This is a genomic window from Streptomyces sp. NPDC046712, assembly GCF_040645695.1.
GTDB lineage: Bacteria > Actinomycetota > Actinomycetes > Streptomycetales > Streptomycetaceae > Streptomyces.
Genome location: NZ_JBEYYW010000013.1, coordinates 55,277 through 74,299, shown reverse-complemented (window position 1 = coordinate 74,299; position 19,023 = coordinate 55,277). Strand labels below are relative to the sequence as shown.

General features: G+C 71.2%; 19 protein-coding genes. 12 read left to right on the top strand and 7 right to left on the bottom strand.

All coding sequences use genetic code 11. The annotated features are described in order from the left end of the window. Positions 1-99 precede the first annotated feature (99 nt). From dacB to folE, 6 genes are all read left to right on the top strand, one after another. The gene (dacB, locus tag ABZ939_RS18695) at positions 100-1,566 is read left to right on the top strand and encodes a D-alanyl-D-alanine carboxypeptidase/D-alanyl-D-alanine-endopeptidase (RefSeq protein ID WP_361855842.1); all 1,467 of its coding nucleotides are present in this window, start codon (positions 100-102) and stop codon (positions 1,564-1,566) included. Positions 1,567-1,615: 49 nt separating this feature from the next. Then, positions 1,616-2,746 (top strand): zinc-dependent metalloprotease, encoded by a 1,131-nt coding sequence (locus ABZ939_RS18690; RefSeq protein ID WP_361855839.1) that lies wholly within the window; start codon positions 1,616-1,618, stop codon positions 2,744-2,746. A 196-nt stretch (positions 2,747-2,942) separates the two neighbouring features. Next, positions 2,943-3,959 carry a tRNA lysidine(34) synthetase TilS gene (gene tilS, locus ABZ939_RS18685; protein ID WP_361855836.1) on the top strand — a complete coding sequence of 339 codons (1,017 nt, stop codon included), beginning with the start codon at positions 2,943-2,945 and terminating at the stop codon, positions 3,957-3,959. Between the two features lie 41 nt (positions 3,960-4,000). Next, the gene (gene hpt / locus ABZ939_RS18680; RefSeq protein WP_132917781.1) at positions 4,001-4,540 is read left to right on the top strand and encodes a hypoxanthine phosphoribosyltransferase; all 540 of its coding nucleotides are present in this window, start codon (positions 4,001-4,003) and stop codon (positions 4,538-4,540) included. A gap of 161 nt (positions 4,541-4,701) precedes the next feature. Further along, positions 4,702-6,723, top strand: a complete 2,022-nt coding sequence (gene ftsH, locus ABZ939_RS18675) for an ATP-dependent zinc metalloprotease FtsH (protein ID WP_361855833.1) — start codon at positions 4,702-4,704, stop codon at positions 6,721-6,723. Between the two features lie 96 nt (positions 6,724-6,819). Next, the gene (gene folE / locus ABZ939_RS18670; protein ID WP_361855830.1) at positions 6,820-7,425 is read left to right on the top strand and encodes a GTP cyclohydrolase I FolE; all 606 of its coding nucleotides are present in this window, start codon (positions 6,820-6,822) and stop codon (positions 7,423-7,425) included. Between the two features lie 210 nt (positions 7,426-7,635). On the opposite strand, the gene ABZ939_RS18665 is transcribed toward folE, so the two are convergent. The 6 genes from ABZ939_RS18665 to ABZ939_RS18640 all read right to left on the bottom strand — a co-directional run bounded on the left by ABZ939_RS18665 (position 7,636) and on the right by ABZ939_RS18640 (position 12,537). Next, positions 7,636-8,124 carry a DUF3180 domain-containing protein gene (locus ABZ939_RS18665; RefSeq protein WP_361855827.1) on the bottom strand — a complete coding sequence of 163 codons (489 nt, stop codon included), beginning with the start codon at positions 8,122-8,124 and terminating at the stop codon, positions 7,636-7,638. A 49-nt stretch (positions 8,125-8,173) separates the two neighbouring features. Next, positions 8,174-8,773 carry a 2-amino-4-hydroxy-6-hydroxymethyldihydropteridine diphosphokinase gene (gene folK / locus ABZ939_RS18660; RefSeq protein ID WP_361855824.1) on the bottom strand — a complete coding sequence of 200 codons (600 nt, stop codon included), beginning with the start codon at positions 8,771-8,773 and terminating at the stop codon, positions 8,174-8,176. After that, positions 8,770-9,129, bottom strand: a complete 360-nt coding sequence (gene folB / locus ABZ939_RS18655) for a dihydroneopterin aldolase (RefSeq protein ID WP_361855822.1) — start codon at positions 9,127-9,129, stop codon at positions 8,770-8,772. The genes folK and folB overlap by 4 nt, the downstream gene beginning before the upstream one ends. A gap of 203 nt (positions 9,130-9,332) precedes the next feature. Continuing rightward, positions 9,333-9,791, bottom strand: a complete 459-nt coding sequence (locus tag ABZ939_RS18650; RefSeq protein ID WP_361855819.1) for a nuclear transport factor 2 family protein — start codon at positions 9,789-9,791, stop codon at positions 9,333-9,335. Further along, a complete protein-coding gene (folP, locus tag ABZ939_RS18645) occupies positions 9,788-10,648 on the bottom strand; it encodes a dihydropteroate synthase (RefSeq protein ID WP_361855816.1) in 861 nt (286 codons plus the stop codon). The genes ABZ939_RS18650 and folP overlap by 4 nt, the downstream gene beginning before the upstream one ends. A 56-nt stretch (positions 10,649-10,704) precedes the next feature. Further along, complete coding sequence (locus ABZ939_RS18640) at positions 10,705-12,537, bottom strand: phosphatidylglycerol lysyltransferase domain-containing protein (protein WP_361855813.1); 1,833 nt, start codon at positions 12,535-12,537, stop codon at positions 10,705-10,707. A gap of 166 nt (positions 12,538-12,703) precedes the next feature. Here ABZ939_RS18640 and ABZ939_RS18635 point away from each other — a divergent pair, with 166 nt between their 5' ends. Next, positions 12,704-13,816, top strand: a complete 1,113-nt coding sequence (locus ABZ939_RS18635; protein WP_361855810.1) for an alpha/beta hydrolase-fold protein — start codon at positions 12,704-12,706, stop codon at positions 13,814-13,816. On the opposite strand, the gene ABZ939_RS18630 is transcribed toward ABZ939_RS18635, so the two are convergent. Further along, positions 13,803-14,888: an ATP-binding cassette domain-containing protein gene (locus ABZ939_RS18630; protein ID WP_361855807.1), complete on the bottom strand. Its 1,086-nt coding sequence runs from the start codon at positions 14,886-14,888 to the stop codon at positions 13,803-13,805. The genes ABZ939_RS18635 and ABZ939_RS18630 overlap by 14 nt on opposite strands. A 142-nt stretch (positions 14,889-15,030) precedes the next feature. On the opposite strand from ABZ939_RS18630, the gene ABZ939_RS18625 reads away from it, so the two are divergent. The 5 genes from ABZ939_RS18625 to ABZ939_RS18605 all read left to right on the top strand — a co-directional run bounded on the left by ABZ939_RS18625 (position 15,031) and on the right by ABZ939_RS18605 (position 19,011). Beyond that, complete coding sequence (locus tag ABZ939_RS18625; RefSeq protein WP_361855804.1) at positions 15,031-15,717, top strand: ABC transporter permease; 687 nt, start codon at positions 15,031-15,033, stop codon at positions 15,715-15,717. Position 15,718: 1 nt separating this feature from the next. Further along, positions 15,719-16,381, top strand: coding sequence for an ABC transporter permease (locus ABZ939_RS18620; protein WP_361855801.1), 663 nt, complete (start codon positions 15,719-15,721; stop codon positions 16,379-16,381). 61 nt (positions 16,382-16,442) lie between these two features. After that, on the top strand, positions 16,443-17,408 hold the full coding sequence (locus ABZ939_RS18615) for an ABC transporter substrate-binding protein (RefSeq protein ID WP_361855798.1): 966 nt from the start codon (positions 16,443-16,445) through the stop codon (positions 17,406-17,408). Between the two features lie 131 nt (positions 17,409-17,539). Continuing rightward, on the top strand, positions 17,540-18,541 hold the full coding sequence (locus ABZ939_RS18610) for a hypothetical protein (protein ID WP_361855795.1): 1,002 nt from the start codon (positions 17,540-17,542) through the stop codon (positions 18,539-18,541). Further along, entirely contained in the window at positions 18,538-19,011 is a 474-nt protein-coding gene (locus ABZ939_RS18605) for a GNAT family N-acetyltransferase (protein WP_361855792.1), read from the top strand. The genes ABZ939_RS18610 and ABZ939_RS18605 overlap by 4 nt, the downstream gene beginning before the upstream one ends. Positions 19,012-19,023: the final 12 nt, after the last annotated feature.

The window sequence follows — 19,023 nt, the reverse complement described above, 5'->3', positions numbered from 1 at the left end:
TGGCTCCTCCTGAATCAACACATGTGAATGCCTGCGGCAACGCGCAGTGATTAAGTGTCCCTCACGCCTGTGTGTGATCGCGAAAGGGGCTGGTCAGCAATGCCGGAGCCGAGGACGTGGCAGGTCACGGCGGGTGCTGCCGTGCTCGGTCTGGCCCTGGCCGCCGGAGCGGTGACCGCCGCCGGCCCGTGGGACAACGGTCAGCGTAAGGCCGAGCGGGCCCGAGCGGCCGCCGCGGCCCCGACAGGTGGCGCACATCACGCGGATTCCCGGCCCCCCGCGGGCCCGCCGCGCCCCGCCCCCGCCCCCAGCGCCGCCGGAGTGCTCCGCGCGCTCGGCGCGCCGGGCACGAGCCGCGAGAGCGACCTCGCCGCCACCCTCGTACCGCTCCTCGCCGACCCCGGCCTCGGCACGCTGCGCACCGCATCGGTGGTGGACGCGACCACCGGGAAGCAGCTGTACGGGGAGGGCGCCACGACCCCGATGACCCCGGCCTCCACGATCAAGATCGCCACATCGGTCGCCGCCCTCTCGGCCCTCGGGCCCGACCACCGCATCCCCACCACCGTCGTCGCCTCTCCGGACGGCCGCACGGTCACCCTGGTGGGCGGCGGCGATCCCACGCTCGACCGCGCCCGCCTCAAGACCCTCGCCGACGGCACCGCCCGCGCCCTGAAGGCCCGGGGCGTCACCGACGTACGGGTCGCCTACGACACGAGCCTCTACCAGGGTCCCGCCCGGCACCCCATCGGCCCCAACGAGAACATCGCCCCCGTCAGCGCCCTGATGCTGGACGAGGGCCGTCTGGACGGCTCCGACAGCGGACCCGCCCCGCGCACCGCCGACCCGGCCGGGGACACCGCCACCGCCTTCGCCGAGCTCCTCGACAAGGCCGGTACGAAGGTCCAGGGCGACCCGACCCCCGCCCGCGCCCCCAAGAACCCCAAGGCCGCCGAGAACCCGAAGGCCGCCGAGGACCCCAAGGCCGCCGAGAACCGGAAGGCCGCCCACCTCGCCCGTACCGAATCCGCCCCGCTCTCCGCCCTCGTCGAGCGCACCCTCACCCACAGCGACAACGACCTCGCCGAGGCCCTCGCCCGCCAGACCGCCCTCGCCCGCAAGCAGCCCGCGAGCTTCGACGGCGCCGGCAAGGCCGTCCGGGCGGAACTCGCAGGCCTCGGCCTGCCCACCGCCGGGGCGCGCTTCGCCGACGGCAGCGGCCTGTCCCGCGACGACCGGATCTCCGCCGCCCTGCTCACCGGCCTCCTCACCCGGGCGGCCGACCCCACCCGACCCGCCCTGCGCCCCGTCCTCACCGGCCTGCCCGTCGGCGGCTTCAGCGGCACCCTCAAGAGCCGCTTCGACACCGGACCCGCCACGACCGGCGCCGGCCTCGTCCGCGCCAAGACCGGCACCCTGACGGGCGTCAACACACTCGCCGGAACCGTCGTCACCGCCGACGGCCGACTCCTCGCCTTCGCCTTCCTCGCCGGCCGAACCCCCTCCCCCTACACGGCCCAGCCCGCCCTCGACCGACTCTCCGCCGCCCTCGCCCCCCTCGGCTGAACAGGTCCGAACCCTCACCGAACAGGCGACAAGAACGTACGGTTGACGCATGACGAGCATCGGTGGTGCCGAGATGGTCGACTGGAATCTCGCGGTCGCGACCGCGACCCGCCTACTGAGGCCGGGACCCGAGGTGAGCCGTGACGAGGCCCGCGAGGTGGTCGCGGAGCTCCGACGCCACGCCAAGGCGTCCGAGGAACACGTCAGGGCCTTCACCCGGATGATCCCCGAAGGCCACGAACCACGGGACACACCCGTCCTCGTCGTGGACCGGGCCGGCTGGGTCAGGGCCAACGTCGCCGGCTTCCGCGAACTGCTCTCCCCGCTCCTCGACAAGATGCAGGAGCGCCGCTCCAACACGCCCGGCGGGACGATGCTGGGCGCCGTGGGCGGCAAGGTCACCGGCGTCGAGCTGGGCATGCTGCTGTCCTTCCTCGCCTCCCGGATCCTCGGCCAGTACGAGACCTTCGCCCCCGCCACCCGCGAACTCCCCGCCGGCGACAACGGCGGCGGCCGGCTCCTGCTCGTCGCCCCCAACATCGTCCACGTCGAACGCGAACTCGCCGTCGCCCCCCACGACTTCCGGCTCTGGGTCTGCCTCCACGAGGAGACCCACCGCACCCAGTTCACCGCCGTGCCCTGGCTCCGCGACCACCTCCAGGGCGAGATCCAGTCCTTCCTCGGCGCCACCGAGGTCGACCCCTCCACCGTCGTCGAGCGACTGCGCGAGGCCGCCCAGGCCTTCGTCGGCGGCCGCCCCGAGGGCGAGGAGGGCGAGCCCGCCCCCTCACTCGTCGAACTGGTGCAGACCCCTGAGCAGCGCGAGATCCTCGGCCGCCTCACCGCCGTCATGTCCCTCCTCGAAGGCCACGCCGACTACGTCATGGACGGCGTCGGCCCCCAGGTCGTGCCCTCCGTCGCCGAGATCCGCGAGAAGTTCCAGCAGCGCCGCGCCCGCGGCGCCTCCCGACTCGACCTCGCCCTGCGCAAGCTCCTCGGCCTCGACGCCAAACTGCGCCAGTACCGCGACGGAGAGCGCTTCGTCCGGGCCGTCGTCGACCAGGTCGGCATGGACGGCTTCAACCGCGTATGGACCTCGCCGAACACACTCCCCACCAAGGCGGAGATCGCCGAACCGGCGGACTGGGTCGCGAGGGTGCACCGTAAGGCAGACTCGTGAGACGGGTGCGGCGTACGACGGAAGAACTCGCCTCCAATCACCCATCCGAGGGACCCTAGGCAAAGGGTGGGGCGTGCAATGCTCGGGTAACGGCCAGGTTCTGTCACCATCGACGCACTCTGAGTGACCGAACCCCCTCTTCCGACCGTTAAGACTCCGACCGAGGCACCCCACTCCATCACGAAGGGCACCGGACATGGGTCCCCATCCTGCGGTCGCGGCGATACGCCTGGCGGTCCGCCGCGTACTCCACGACGTCATCACCGAGCATCAGACAGACCCCGCCGCGACACCCGACCAGCACCCACTCGTGCTCGTCGCCTGCTCCGGCGGCGCCGACTCCATGGCGCTCGCCTCCGCACTCGCCTTCGAAGCCCGCAAACTCCCCGTCCGCGCCGGCGGCATCACCGTCGACCACGGCCTCCAGGACGGCTCCGACCAGCGCGCCACCGAGGTCGCCGGCCGCATGGCCGCGCTCGGACTCGGCCCCGTCGAAGCCGTCACCGTCACCGTCGGCCGCGAAGGAGGGCCCGAGGCAGCCGCCCGCGACGCCCGCTACGCCGCCCTCGACGAGGCCGCCGAACGCCACGCCGCCGCCGCCGTGCTGCTCGGCCACACCCGCGACGACCAAGCTGAAACCGTCCTCCTCGGCCTCGCCCGAGGCTCCGGCATCCGCTCGCTCTCCGGCATGGCCGCCATCTCCGGCGCCGCCGGACGCTACCGCCGCCCCTTCCTGGAGCTCGACCGGCAGACCGTCCGCAAGGCCTGCGTCGCCCAGGAACTGGCCGTCTGGGACGACCCCCACAACGCGGACCCCGCCTACACCCGCTCCCGGCTCCGCCACGAAGGCCTCCCCGCCCTGGAGAAGGCGCTCGGCAAAGGCGTCGTCGAAGCCCTCGCCCGGACGGCCCAGCTCTCCCGCGACGACGCCGACGCCCTCGACTCCTGGGCCGCCGACGCCGAGACCGCCGTACGCGACGAGGCCGGCCGGCTCGAATGCGCCAAGCTCTTCGGGCTCCCGCCCGCCGTCCGCCGCCGCATCCTGCGCCGCGCCATGATCGCCGAGGGCGCACCCGCCGGTTCCCTCTTCGCCCGCCACATCGAAGAGGTCGACCGGCTGATCACCGGCTGGCGCGGCCAAGGCGCCATCAATCTGCCCGGCCGCGTCGAGGCACGGCGGCAGGGTGGCAGACTGGTCATTCGGCAAGGCTGACGCAAGCTGCAACGAAAGTGACCCGGGTGAACGAGAAGGACATGGGCACCGACCTCAAGTCGGTGCTCATCACCAAGGAAGAGATCGACGCGAAGCTGGCCGAGCTGGCCGCGAAGATCGACGCGGAGTACGCGGGCAAGGACCTGCTCATCGTCGGCGTCCTCAAGGGCGCCGTGATGGTGATGGCGGACCTGGCGCGCGCGCTGTCCACCCCCGTCACCATGGATTGGATGGCCGTCTCCTCCTACGGCGCCGGCACCCAGTCCTCCGGCGTCGTCCGGATCCTCAAGGACCTCGACACCGACATCAAGGGCAAGCACGTCCTGATCGTCGAGGACATCATCGACTCCGGCCTGACGCTGTCGTGGCTGCTGTCCAACCTCGGCTCGCGCGAGCCGGCCTCCCTCGAGGTCTGCACGCTCCTGCGCAAGCCGGACGCCGCGAAGGTCGCGATCGATGTGAAGTGGATCGGATTCGACATCCCCAACGAGTTCGTCGTCGGGTACGGACTCGACTACGCGGAGAAGTACCGCAACCTCCCCTTCGTCGGCACTCTCGCGCCGCACGTCTACGGCGGCTGAGGCACGGGAACCCGTACCGCCCTCCCGCCGTTGGAGCAAGGGAAGGCGGTCACGGGTCCCCGTGCTGAGGTACCTTCCGAAGAACAGCTTTTTCTCATAGCAGCTCTCACAGCAGCATTTACCTACGGGCAGGAGGGACGGAGCGTTCTCGCTCCGTATGGATGGACGTGAAGCGATACTTCCGTGGGCCGGTCATGTGGATCGTGCTGGCCGTCCTCGCCGTGGTCGTGCTGATGCAGGTCGTCGGCTCGTCCGAGGGCTACAAGACAGTGGACACCAGCAGGGTCGTCCAGGCGATCAACGACAAGCAGGCCGACCAGGTCAAGCTGACGACCGGCGACGAGCAGGTCATCAAGGTCGAGCTCAAGAAGGGCGCCGACAAGGACAAGTACGGCGGCAGCACCAAGATCCAGGCCAGCTACATCGGTGACCAGGGCGCCAACCTGACCACCACGCTCCAGGACCAGGCCGCCTCCGGCGCCCTGGACAAGGGCTACACCGTCTCCCCGGAGCGGCAGAGCCCGTTCCTGTCGGTGCTGCTCTCGCTGCTCCCGTTCGTCCTCATCGTGGTCGTCTTCCTGTTCCTGATGAACCAGATGCAGGGCGGCGGCTCCCGAGTCATGAACTTCGGGAAGTCCAAGGCCAAGCTGATCACCAAGGACACCCCGAAGACCACCTTCGCCGACGTGGCGGGCTCCGACGAGGCCGTCGAGGAACTCCACGAGATCAAGGAGTTCCTCCAGGAGCCGGCGAAGTTCCAGGCCGTCGGCGCCAAGATCCCCAAGGGTGTGCTGCTCTACGGCCCGCCCGGAACCGGCAAGACCCTGCTCGCACGCGCCGTCGCGGGCGAGGCCGGCGTGCCGTTCTACTCGATCTCCGGCTCCGACTTCGTCGAGATGTTCGTCGGTGTCGGTGCCTCCCGTGTCCGCGACCTCTTCGAGCAGGCCAAGGCGAACGCCCCGGCGATCGTCTTCGTCGACGAGATCGACGCCGTCGGCCGTCACCGCGGTGCCGGTCTCGGCGGTGGCCACGACGAGCGCGAGCAGACCCTCAACCAGCTCCTCGTCGAGATGGACGGCTTCGACGTGAAGGGCGGCGTCATCCTGATCGCCGCCACGAACCGGCCCGACATCCTCGACCCGGCGCTGCTGCGCCCCGGCCGCTTCGACCGGCAGATCGCCGTCGACCGCCCGGACATGCAGGGCCGTCTGGAGATCCTCAAGGTCCACCAGAAGGGCAAGCCGGTCGCCCCGGACGTCGACCTCGGCGCCGTCGCCCGCCGCACCCCCGGCTTCACCGGTGCCGATCTCTCCAACGTCCTGAACGAGGCGGCGCTGCTCACCGCCCGCTCGGACAAGAAGCTGATCGACAACCACTCCCTGGACGAGGCGATCGACCGTGTGGTCGCGGGCCCGCAGAAGCGGACCCGGATCATGTCGGACAAGGAGAAGAAGATCACCGCGTACCACGAGGGCGGTCACGCCCTGGTCGCGGCGGCCTCGCCGAACTCCGACCCGGTCCACAAGATCACGATCCTGTCCCGCGGCCGGGCCCTGGGCTACACGATGGTGCTCCCGGACGAGGACAAGTACTCGACCACGCGCAACGAGATGCTCGACCAACTGGCGTACATGCTGGGCGGGCGCGCGGCCGAGGAGCTGGTCTTCCACGACCCGACCACGGGCGCGGCGAACGACATCGAGAAGGCCACGGCCACCGCACGCGCGATGGTCACGCAGTACGGCATGACCGAGCGGCTCGGCGCGATCAAGTTCGGTGGCGACAACACCGAACCGTTCCTCGGCCGTGAGATGGCGCACCAGCGCGACTACTCGGAAGAGGTCGCCGCGCTGGTCGACGAAGAGGTCAAGAAGCTCATCGAGACCGCGCACAACGAGGCGTGGGAGATCCTCGTCGAGAACCGTGACGTCCTCGACAACCTGGTCCTGCAGCTCCTCGAGAAGGAGACGCTGGGCAAGGAGGAGATCGCCGAGATCTTCGCCCCGATCGTCAAGCGCCCGGCCCGCCCCGCGTGGACCGGCTCCTCCCGCCGCACGCCCTCGACCCGCCCGCCGGTGCTCTCCCCCAAGGAGCTGGCACTGACGAACGGCGCGAACGGCAGCGCGACGGTGGACACCACGAAGGCGATCGAGGTCGCCCCCGAGGAGGCCCCGGAGGCCTGACCTCCGCCCCCCGGAATGGATGCCGCGCCCCGACAGGTTCTAGCCTGTGGGGGCGCGGCATTTTTCGCGCCATGGCTCAGATGGAACGAGGCACAGATGACCGACCCGGTGACGCTGGACGGCGAGGGCACGATCGGCGAGTACGACGAGAAGCGCGCCGAGAACGCCGTACGAGAGCTCCTCATCGCGGTCGGCGAGGACCCGGACCGCGAGGGCCTGCGCGAGACTCCGGCGCGCGTGGCGCGGGCGTACAGGGAACTCTTCGCGGGCCTGTGGCAGAAGCCCGAAGAGGTTCTGACGACGACGTTCGACCTGGGTCACGACGAGATGGTCCTGGTGAAGGACATCGAAGTGATGGCTACCTGTGAGCATCATTTGCTGCCATTCCATGGCGTAGCTCACATCGGTTACATTCCCGCCGAATCGGGCAAGATTACGGGGTTGTCCAAGCTGGCGCGTCTCGTCGATGTCTTCGCCCGGCGTCCGCAGGTGCAGGAGCGGCTGACGACGCAGATCGCGGACTCGCTCATGGAGATCCTGGAGGCGCGTGGCGCGATCGTCGTCATCGAGGCCGAGCACATGTGCATGTCCCTGCGTGGAGTCCGCAAGCCGGGCGCGAAGACGACGACCTCGGCAGTGCGTGGCCAACTGCGTGACGCTACGACGCGAGCCGAGGCCATGTCCCTGATACTGGCCCGCTAGCAGCGAGCCGTCCGCCCTGGTGACCACGAGCTCGAAGGCGGCGCATTCCGGGTCTTCGGGCAGGGCGGGGCCGGCGGGCTCGCCGCGATCTGGTGTGCGCGGCCGGACGCGGCGGTGGCCGGGCGTCGGGCCGCCCGGGAGATCGTCGTCGAGGCGCAGGCCGAGTTCGCGATGTTCTCCGAGGAGATCGACGCGCTCTGCCGCTAGGGCCTAGGCCACCGGCGCTGTGCCCTTGCCGTTGTGGTCCTCGTCCTCCGGGAGCTTGCAGACGTGCTCGAGGAACAGGGCCGCCGCGATCACGCCGATGCCGGCCAGGACCGAGAAGCCGGCGTAGATCGCCTGGTCGCGGCGGGCCGGGATGTCCAGGGAGCCGAGGAGGAAGACGCCCGTGCCGCCGTACATGCCGGCGACCAGGGCGGCGACCAGGGCGCTCGCCTGGCCGAAGACCACCGCGCGGGCCGCCATCAGCGGTTCCACTCCCTTCGCGCCCGGCCGGCGCTCGCGCTGGGCCTTCAGACGGGCGCGCAGCGACAGGGCGGTGGCCGTCAGGACGACCGCGATCGCCGCGAGGACGATCGGCGCGGCGAGCGGCACGCTGGGCAGGGTGCCCACCGCGTCCCAGAGGCGCGCGGCGCCCCAGGACAGGATTCCGGCCACGATGAACAGTCCGGCGAGAACCTTGAGCCGCAGTTGTTTCACCGGGTGTCCTTCGTGTCGTCGCGCGGGTGGTGTCCCACGAGCGTAACGACTACTCGGGCAGACGGAGTTCCAGGTCGGCACGTGGCACGACGCCGGCGTCGCCGACCGTCGTGAGCAGGTCCGCGACCGGGCCGTGTCCGGGCAGCTGGGCCTCGGGGTCCACGTCGTGCCAGGGGGCGAGGACGAAGGCGCGCTGGTGGGCGCGGGGGTGGGGGAGCGTGAGGACGGGGTCGTCGGAGACCACGTCGGCGTACGCGACGATGTCGACGTCGATGGTGCGCGCGCCCCAGCGCTCCTCGCGGATCCGGTGGAAGGCTTCTTCGACGGCGTGGGCCCGCTCCAGGAGGGAGCTGGGCGGCAGCGTGGTCTTCACCAGGGCGACCGCGTTGAGGTACGAGGGCTGGGAGCCGGGCTCGACGCCCCAGGGCTCCGTCTCGTACACCGGGGAGACGGCCTTGACCCGCAGGCCGGGGGTGTCCTCCAGGGCGTCGACGGCGCCCTGGAGGGTCTCCAGGCGGTTGCCGAGGTTGGCGCCCAGGGCGATGACGGCCCATTTGGGGTTGGAGAGCGTCACGTCGGCGGCGTCGACCGCCTCGACGACGGAGGCGGGTACGGGCTGCACGGTGGGGTCGCTCTGCGTGCTGTTCATACTCGGCTCCGGGTGATGGTGATGGTCACGTCGTCGAAGGGGACCGTGATGGGCGCGTCCGGCTTGTGGACGACGACCTCGACCTCCTGGACGCCGGCGTGCTTGAGGCACTGTTCGGCGATCCGCTCGGCGAGCGTCTCGATCAGGTCCACCGGCTCGCCCTGGACGACATCGACGACTTCCTCAGCGACGACGCCGTAGTGCACGGTCTTCGTCAGGTCGTCGTCGGCTGCCGCGGGGCGGGTGTCCAGGCTGAGGACGAGGTCCACGATGAAGGTCTGGCCTTCCTCGCGCTCCTTGGGGAAGACGCCGTGGTGTCCTCGGGCCTTGAGGCCGCGCAGCGCGACACGATCCACGCGAATCACTCCTGCTGTCGTAGTTCTTGTGGCCACGCAGCCGGGTGCGGACGGCCGGGTGTCCGGAATCGAATCTACCCGCGGGCACCGACAGCGCTTGCCCACGGGGGGCTGAGGCGAGGGCCACAGGGGCTGGGTGCGGCCCCTACCCAGAGCGGTGGATTCCAATCCCGGTGGTCACCCGAAAGGCCCCGGGAATCCCGTCAGGAGCCGGGTTCCTCGTCCTCTTCCTCGTCCGATTCGGTGAGGACCGGGGAGCCGTGGTGGGACCAGATCCGCCAGCCCTCGAATGTGCGGCGGAACACATTGGTGGCGACCACGAGCTGGCCCACGAGGGGTCCGAGTTCGGCCCCGTCCTCGGCCGGTCCGCCGCTGAGGATGTTCTCGGTGCAGGTGACGACGGCCACATCGCCGGCGAGGGAGATCTGCACATCGGTCAGGAAGAACTGGATGTACTCGGTGTTCGCCATGATCAGGGCGTACGAGCGGAGTACCTCGCCGCGGCCGGTGAGCACGGGCCAGCCGGGGTGGACGCAGCTGATCGGGGTGGCGCCGTCGTCGAGCCAGAGCTCGGAGATCTCCTCGAAGTCGCCGCGCTCCATCGCCTCGTAGAAGGCGGTGTTGGCGGCCTCGACCGCTTCGGTGTCGGTCTGGTGGGTCACGCGGCTCCCTCGACGGCTCTGGCGACCCGGACGGCGTCGGCGGTGGCCCGTACCTCGTGGACCCGGACGGCCCAGGCGCCCTCGTGGGCGGCGATGGCGGAGACGGCGGCGGTGGCGGCGTCGCGTTCGCGTGCGGGGGGCGGGGCGGCGCCTTCGCGGGCCAGGACGTGGCCGAGGAAGCGCTTGCGGGAGGCGGCCACGAGCAGGGGCCTGCCGAGGGCGCGGAGTTCGGGGAGGTGGGCGACGAGGGCGAGGTCGTGGGGGGCGAGTTTGGCGAAGCCGAGGCCGGGGTCGATGACGATCCGCTCGGGGGCGATGCCGCCTTCGACGACGGCCTCCATGCGGTGGCGCAGTTCGGTGAGGACCTCGCCGACGACGTCGTCGTAGACGGCGAGGCTGTTCATGTCCTGGCTGAATCCGCGCCAGTGCATGACGACGAAGGGGACCTCGGCGGCGGCGACGGCGGGGACCATGTCCGGGTCGGCGAGGCCGCCGCTGACGTCGTTGACGAGGGTGGCCCCGGCCGCGACGGCCGCGCGGGCGACGGAGGCGCGCATGGTGTCGACGGAGACCGTGACGCCTTCGGCGGCGAGGCCGCGGACGACGGGGACGACCCGGCGCAGTTCCTCCTCCTCGTCGACGCGGCTGGCGCCGGGGCGGGTGGATTCGCCGCCGACGTCGACGAGGTCGGCGCCTTCGGCGACCAGGTCGAGCCCGTGCTTGACGGCGGCCGTGGTGTCGAACCAGCGGCCGCCGTCGGAGAAGGAGTCCGGCGTCACGTTCACGACGCCCATGACCGCGCAGCGGTCCCACTCCGGCAGGCCCCAGGCCGTGCCCCGACCGATCGACGTACTCATATGTCCAGACTAGGGGCTGCCCGGTCCGGGGGTGCCGGTCAGGCCCGCCCGTGTGGTCAGGCCGCCCGGACTTCCCGGTCCGGGTGCGGGGCGACGATGTGGGCGCAGGGGCGGGCCTCGGCGGCGGCCTTGCGGCGGGCGAAGGGGCGGGGCAGTTCGAGGCTCACGAAGCCCTCGGCCTGCATGGCGGCGAAGCCGATACGGGGCAGGTCACGGCTCTTGCGGTAGACGACGAAGCGGGGTTCCCAGCGGGGCCGGAACTTCGCGTTGAACTTGTACAGGGACTCGATCTGGAACCAGCGGGAGAGGAAGACCAGGAGTCCGCGCCAGACCCGCAGGACGGGTCCCGCGCCGATCTTCTCGCCGCGGGCGAGGGCGGAGCGGAACATGGCGAAGTTGAGCGAGACGCGTTCGATGCCCAGGCGGGGGGATTCCTGGAGGGCGGCGACGATGAGCAGTTCGTTCATGCCGGGGTCGGCGGAGCGGTCGCGGCGCATGAGTTCGAGGGACATGCCGTCCGTGCCCCAGGGGACGAAGTGGATGATCGCCTTGAGGTCGCCGTACGGGGAGTCGGGATCGTCCTTGTGGGCGGTCGCTATGACGGCGTCTCCGTCGCCGGGGTCGCCGATCCGGCCGAGCGCCATGGAGAAGCCGCGCTCGGTGTCGGTGCCGCGCCAGTCGGCGGCGGCGCGGCGGACGCGGGCGAGTTCGCCGTCGGACAGGTCACGGACGCGGCGGACCTTGGTGGTGTAGCCGTTGCGCTCGATGCGCTTCACCATCTGGCGCACATTGCGCATGGCGCGCCCGGAGAGGGAGAAATCCGCGACGTCCACCACCGCCTCGTCGCCCAGTTCGAGGGCGTCGAGGCCGGTCTCGCGGGTCCAGACCTCACCGCCGGTCTCGGAGCAGCCCATGACGGCGGGGGTCCAGGAGTGGGCCTTGGCCTCGTCCATGAAGCGGTCGATGGCGCCGGGCCATGCCTCGACGTCGCCGATGGGGTCGCCGCTGGCGAGCATGACGCCGGAGACGACGCGGTAGCAGACGGCGGCCTTGCCGCTGGGGGAGAAGACGACGCCCTTGTCGCGGCGGAGGGCGAAGTGGCCCAGGGAGTCGCGGCCGCCGTGCTTGTCGAGGAGGGCGCGCAGCCTGGTCTCGTCGTCCTCGGTGAGCCGGGCGGCGGGGTGTTCGGGGCGGAAGGCCAGGTAGATGGTGGTGAGGGCGGTCAGCATGCCGAGGGCGCCGAGGGAGTAGCCGACGGTCCAGTCGACGTTGCCGGTGTAGCCGACGGGGCCTTCGAAGCCGAAGAGTCCGTACAGGACGTGTTCGAGGCGGTCGGTGAGGCTGGGGCTGCCGATGACGCGGCGCGGGTGGGCGCTGACGATGACCAGGCCGAGGACGATGGAGCCGGCGCCCATGACGACGAAGTTGGCGAGCGCCTTCCAGCGGCTGCGGGGGTCGGGCAGGGCGGCGAACTGGTCCCGGTGGCGCAGCAGCAGGGTGAGCAGTGCGAGGGAGAGCAGGGCGCCGAGGACCGAGTGGCGCCAGACGAACTGGGCGGCGGCGCCGAGGGGCAGCAGGACGACGGCGGCCCGCCAGGCGCGGCGCTTGTGGCGCTTGAGGCCGTGGGCGAGCAGCAGGAGCAGGACGCCGGCGCTGAGGGAGAGGGCCGCGGAGAGCGGTCCGAGGGTGCCGGGCAGGACTTCGGCGAGTGCGTGCATCCGGCTGGCCCGGAAGCGCGGGAAGACGCCCGCTGCGATGTCGATCAGGCCGATGAGGGTGCAGGCCGTACCGACGAGGGAGGGGACCTTCTCGGGGCGAGGTCCGCGCAGAATCCGGCGTACCCGAACCGGAACCGATCCTGATTTGTCCCCATCTACCGTGACAGACATCGCTTCCCGTGCTTCCCGTGGTTCCGCGAGAGATTGTGTGGTCCGGCGGCCGCGCGGTGGTCAGGGGCGGGCCGTGCCGGAGGTTTTGCGCCTTCTAGGACGGCGTCGCGGGGAAGCGGGTTCATTCGGGTACGGGAAATTCTGAGGAAGAGGGCTCGGGCGTCTCATGGGTCTCACCAGCAGCAAGGTTCTGGCGCTGGCCGTCGTGGTGGCGGTGGTGCTGTTCGCGGCCACGGTCTGGCTGTGGCCGCGGTTGGCCCGTGGCGGCGTGCGGTCCGTCCTCGGCAGGATCGGGTTGCTGCTCGCCACCCAGCTCGCGCTGTTCGCCTCGGTCGGTCTCGCGGCGAACAATTCCTTCCTGTTCTACGGCTCCTGGGCGGACCTCTTCGGTCAGGAGCAGGACATGGGGGTGGTCGTCGACCACTCGGCCGCCTCCAAGGACATCAAGGTCGTCGGCACGCAGGCGCTGGATGTGCCGGGCGGTGGCCGTCCGGCGGTCGGCGGCCAGATTCAGAAGGTCGTCGTCGCCGGCGAGAAGTCGAAGATCGACTCCCCGGCCTATGTGTATCTGCCGCCGGAGTACTTCCAGAAGGAGTACGCGACGAGCACGTTCCCGGCATCGGTGGTGCTGACCGGCTACCCGGGCACGGCCGAGAACCTCCTCAAGGGGCTGAAGTACCCGAAGACGGCCTTTCTGCAGGCCAAGGAGAAGAAGATGCGGCCGATGATCCTGGTGATGCTGCGCCCGACCGTGGCGCCGCCCCGGGACACCGAGTGCGTGGACATCCCTGGCGGGCCGCAGACCGAGACCTTCTTCGCCGAGGACCTGCCGAAGGCGGTCTCGGAGACGTACCGGGTGGGGACGAAGGCGCGGAACTGGGGCTTCATGGGGAACTCGACCGGCGGTTACTGTGCGCTGAAGATCGCGCTGCACCATCCGGACCGGTTCGCGGCGGGCGCGGGGTTCTCGGCGTACTACAAGGCGGCGGAGGACGTGACGACGGGTGATCTGTTCCGGGGTGACGGTGCGGCGCGCAAGCGGGCCGATCTGCTGTGGAGCCTGGACCACGCGCCGCAGGGGAGGTCGTCGTTCCTCGTGACCACGTCGAAGCAGGGCGAGGACAACCGCGGGGCGACCCTCGACTTCATCAAGAAGGTCAAGGCCCCGGCGCGGGTCTCCTCGATCACGCTCGACAGCGGCGGGCACAACTTCAACACCTGGAACCGGGAGATCCCGCCGGGGCTGGTGTGGATGAGCGGGCGGCTCAGCGCGAACTGAGTGCGGTCTCCTCGGCCTCGGTGGCCGCGCGCAGCGCCCGGTGGACGCCCGCCGGGGTGAGGACGCCGGCGTAACGGCCGCCGTCGGCGGGGTCGGTGACGGGGAGCCAGCCGGTGTCGTCCTGGAGGAGCGCCGCCAGCGCCTCCCGTAGGGAGGCGCCGAGCGGGACCGGTGCGGGGGTCGGGCGGGTGCGGCCGGGATCGTCCGCCGACACCCAGCCCTCCGGACGGCCGTCGGCGTCGAGGACGACGGACCAGGGAGCGTCGGAGGCGGCCTCGCCCGGCCGCAGGACCGGGGCCTCCTCCAGGGCGGCGCGGTCGACCGGGGTGACGGAGAGCCGCTTGAGGCCGCGGTCGGCGCCGACGAACTCGGCGACGTACGGGGTGGCGGGGGCGCCGAGCACCCTGGCGGGCGTGTCGAACTGCTCGATCGTGCCCTGTCCGTAGACGGCGATGCGGTCGCCGAGGCGGACGGCCTCCTCCAGGTCGTGGGTGACCAGCAGGACGGTCTTGCGGACCTGGGCCTGAAGCCGGAGGAACTCGTTCTGCAGATGCTCGCGGACGACGGGGTCGACCGCGCCGAAGGGCTCGTCCATCAGCAGCACGGGCGGGTCGGCGGCGAGCGCGCGGGCCACGCCGACGCGCTGGCGCTGTCCGCCGGAGAGCTGGTCGGGGTAGCGGTCGCCGTACTTCTTCGGGTCGAGGCCGACGAGGTCGAGGAGCTCGGCGGCGCGGGCGCGTGCCCGGGCGCGGGGGGCGCCCAGGAGGTGGGGGACGGTCGCGGTGTTGTCGAGGACCGTGCGGTGCGGGAAGAGCCCGACCTGCTGGATGACGTAACCGATCCGGCGGCGCAGCTGGACCGGGTCGATCGTGGATATGTCCTCGCCGCCGAGGAGGATGCGTCCCTCGGTCGGTTCGATGAGCCGGTTCACCATCTTCATCGTGGTGGTCTTGCCGCAGCCGGACGGGCCGACGAGCGTGACCAGTTCCCCCTCGGCGACCTCGAAGGAGAGGTCGTCGACGGCCGTCGTGCCGTCCGCGTACCGCTTGGTCACCTGCTCGAACCGGATCATGGTTCCCCATTCTGACGGTCGGCGGCCGAGGGCGTGTGAAGGGCGTGTTGCCGCATTGTGGCGGTCCTCGGTGATTGTCAGTGGCGGGGTTAGGGTCGCTGGACATACGTTCGGCAGCGGTGGGCGACCGGGGGGAGGGCAGATGAGCGGGTCGAATTGTCTGGTGACGAACGACTGGATCTGCGGCGAGTATCTGCGCACCCGGAGCCAGGAGTTGACCGACGCGACGGTTCAACATGTGGGAATCACGGTCGTGTCCGTACTGATCGGGCTCGCCGTCGCCTTCCCGATGGCGCTGCTGGTGCGCGCCCGGCCGCGCCTCGCCGGTCCGGTCCTCGGCCTCACGACGCTGCTGTACACGATTCCGTCCCTGGCGATGTTCTCGCTGCTGCTGCCCTTCTTCGGGCTCTCGGCGGCGCTGGTGGTGACCGGACTCGTGCTGTATTCGCTGACGATCCTCGTACGGAACATCCTGGCGGGCCTTGAGGCGGTGCCGGCCGAGACGCGGGAGGCCGCGCGCGGCATGGGGTACGGCGCGGGCCGCATGCTGTGGGAGGTCGAACTGCCCCTCGCGCTGCCGGCCCTGATGGCCGGCATACGCATGGCGACGGTCTCCACCATCGCGCTGACGACGGTCGGCTCGATCGTCGGGCGCGGCGGGCTCGGCAACCTCATCGAGGACGCCCTGCCGACCTTCTTCAAGGCGCAGGTGCTCGCCGCCTCCGTGCTGTGCGTGCTCCTCGCGGTCGCCGCGGATCTGCTGCTCCTGGGCGTCCAGCGGCTGCTCACACCGTGGACCCGGATACGTACCGCGGCGGGGGGCGAGTGACATGGGGGTCGTGGCGGACGCCTGGAGCTGGCTGACCACCGGTGCCAACTGGGCGGGTGACGGCGGGGTGTGGCACCGGCTCGGTGAGCATGTGTACGTGAGCGGGGTCGCGCTGCTGATCGCCTGCGCCGTCGCACTGCCGGTGGGTCTCGGGCTCGGGCACCTGGGCAAGGGCGGCACGGTCGCCGTCAACGTCTCCAACGCCGGGCGGGCGATTCCCGTCTTCGCGGTGCTTGCCCTGTTCATGGTGTCGCCGCTGCGCAACGCGGGCTACGTGCCGACGGTGATCGCACTGGTCCTCTTCGCGGTGCCGCCGCTGCTCACCAACGCGTACGTGGGGATGCGGGAGGTGGACCGGGCGGTGGTCGAGGCCGCTCGGGGGATGGGCATGTCGGGCGGGCAGGTGTTCGGGAAGGTCGAACTTCCGCTCGCCCGCCCGCTGGTCATGACGGGCCTGCGGTCGGCCGCCGTGCAGGTGGTCGCCACGGCGACCATCGCGGCGATGGTCGGCCAGGGGGGCCTGGGCCGGATCATCACCGCCGGATTCAACACGTACAACACCCCGCAGGTGGTCGCGGGCGCGCTGCTCGTGGCGCTGCTCGCGCTCCTGGTGGAGGCGGTGCTGGTGGGGGCGGACCGGCTGCTCGGCCGCAGGACGCCGTGACGGCCGGGACCGCTGACGACGGACCACGGAACGATGGACGACGAACGGAATGGGTGATCTCGTGAGCAGGACCTCGCGCACCGCGGGTGCGGTACTGGGCGTGGCGGCGCTGGCCGCCGGGCTCGCCGCGTGCGGCGGCGACAGCCTGGAGAAGAGCAGTGCGCCGTCGGCGGGTTCGGGCAAGGGCTCGCTCGTCGTGGGCGCCGCCGCGTTCACGGAGTCGAAGGTGCTCGCGGAGCTGTACGCGCAGGTGCTGAACGACGCCGGATACTCCGCGACCGTCACCACGGTGAAGAACCGTGAGCTGTACGAACCCTCGCTGGAGAAGGGCGAGATCGACGTCGTACCGGAATACGCGGCGACGATCGCGGAATTCCTCAATGCCAAGGTGAACGGTCCGAAGGCGCCCGAGGAGAAGCCGGTCGCCTCCGGGGACGCGGCGGCCACGGTGGAGGCGCTGAAGAAGCTCGCGGAGCCGCGCGGACTGAAGGTCCTCGCGGTCGGCGAGGCGGTCGACCAGAACGCCTTCGCGGTGTCCAAGGAATTCGCCGAGAAGAACAAGCTGACGACGCTTTCCGATCTCGGCGCCGCCAAGCTGAAGGTGAAGATCGCGGCCGGGGACGAATGCGAGATACGGCCGTTCTGCGCACCGGGCCTGAAGAAGACCTACGGGATCGACGTGACGGGGATCGACCCCAAGGGAGTCGGTACGCCGCAGTCCAAGCAGGCGGTCAAGGACGGCGTGGACCAGCTGGTGCTGACCACCACGACGGACGCGACGGTCGAGAGCTTCGGTCTGGTCTTCCTGACCGACGACAAGAAGCTGCAGAACGCCGACAATGTGCTGCCGGTCGTCAATGCCAAGGACGCCGGGTCGCCGGAGATAGCCGCCGCGCTCGACAAGATCACAAAGGTCCTCACGACGGCCGATCTCGCCGAACTGAACCGCAAGGTGGACGCGGAGCGCGCGAAGCCCGAGGACGTCGCGAAGGCCTATCTGGAGTCGAAGGGGCTGGTCAAGAAGTAGGGGCCGGCTAAGGGGAGTCGGCCCGGTCCGGCGGGGGTGCGAGCCCGGCGGCGAGAACGGCGGCGAGAAGTGGCCAAGAGATTGCCGGGCCGACACCCCATAGGGCGCCTACGCACGGTAAATTTCAGGCCATGCCACGTGGACGCCACCGTCATTCCCCTCCTCTGCACAAGCTCCTGCCGCCCTCGGCGGTCGCCGGAGCGTCGGTCGTCTGTGCCGCGGGCGCCTGGCTGCTCGCCGATCCCGTGGCGCTGAGGCTGCTGGTGGCGGCCGCCGCGGCGGCCGCGGTCACCGGTGGCGTCATCATGCGCAGTTGGGACCGGAGCGCCGGTCGGCAGGTCGCCGAGCTGACCCGGGCCCGTACCGCCGACCAGTGGAAGACCGAGGAGCGGATAGCCGAGCTCGAGGCCGACCTCGAGGAGTCCCGCGAGCTGCGCGCCAAGCTCGACGCGAAGCTGCGCTCCAAGCGGGTCGAACTCGCCGGGCTGCGGGGCGAGCACGCGGCGCTGCTGCGCCGATACGCCACCGCCGAGACCGAGCGGGCCAGCGCCCTGGAGGGCCGCCGGCAGCTCGCCCTGGAGTCGGCCGCCCCGGCGAAGGAGCTGCCGGCCGCCGGGTCCACGCCGACCCCGGCCGCGTACCGCCAGGCCGCCGACGCCCTGCGCAACCTCGCGCGCAACGCCGCCGCCCAGGAGGCCCGCCGTACCGCGGAGGCGGCCCGCAGCCGCGATCTCGCCGAGCGCGCCCGGGAGACGGAGGAGCCGCAGGGGAAGCACGCGGCGGCCGCCGGTACCGAGCAGCACGCTCGTCCGTCGACCGCCGTGGTGCCCGCTCCCTCCGCCGTGCCCGCCGTCCGGCCCGTCCCGGCCGCGTCCGCGATCGTCCCCTACACCGCGCGCCGCGCCCCGCGCCCCGAGGGAGGCTTCGACTTCTTCGGTATGCAGAAGGCGGCGGCCGCCATCGAGGCCGTGCAGGACGCCGACCTCGCGGACGTGGTGGGCGAGGAGGTCCTCGCGACCGTCGCGCGCCGCAGCCCCGAGCAGCGGGCGATCGGCCAGGTCATCGACCTGACCGCGCACGACGAGACCGAGCAGATCGACGTGGCGGAACTGCGCGGAGCCGTGAACTCGTGACCTCGGTCCTCGGCGCCGACGAAGTGGCCGGACGCCGGGACGAGTTGATAGCCCTGTGCGCGCAGGCCTTCTGCGGCGCGCCCTGGCACGACACACCCCGAGGCGCCGTGCGGACCGTGGAGCGGCTGCTCGCCCGCACCGGGCAGCCGGGCTTCCGCTGCGTGGCCGGCCTCGACGCGGACGGCGCCCTGACCGGCTTCTCGGCCGGCTGGGTGGACAACGCCCTCTCCGGCGGGGAGGAGACCTTCGAGCTCGTCGAACTCGTCGTCGTCCCCGCCCACCAAGGCCGTGGCCTGGGCCGCACCCTGCACGACGCCCTGCTCGCCGAGGCGCCCGCGCCGCGCATGCTGACCACGCTCGACGTGCCGGAGCTGCGCGAGCGTTACGAGCGCTGGGGCTGGAGCGTCGCGCGGCACGTGCCCGGGGAGAAGAGCCCGCAGGACTTCGTCGTGATGCGCCACACCGGCTGACGACCGGCGGTC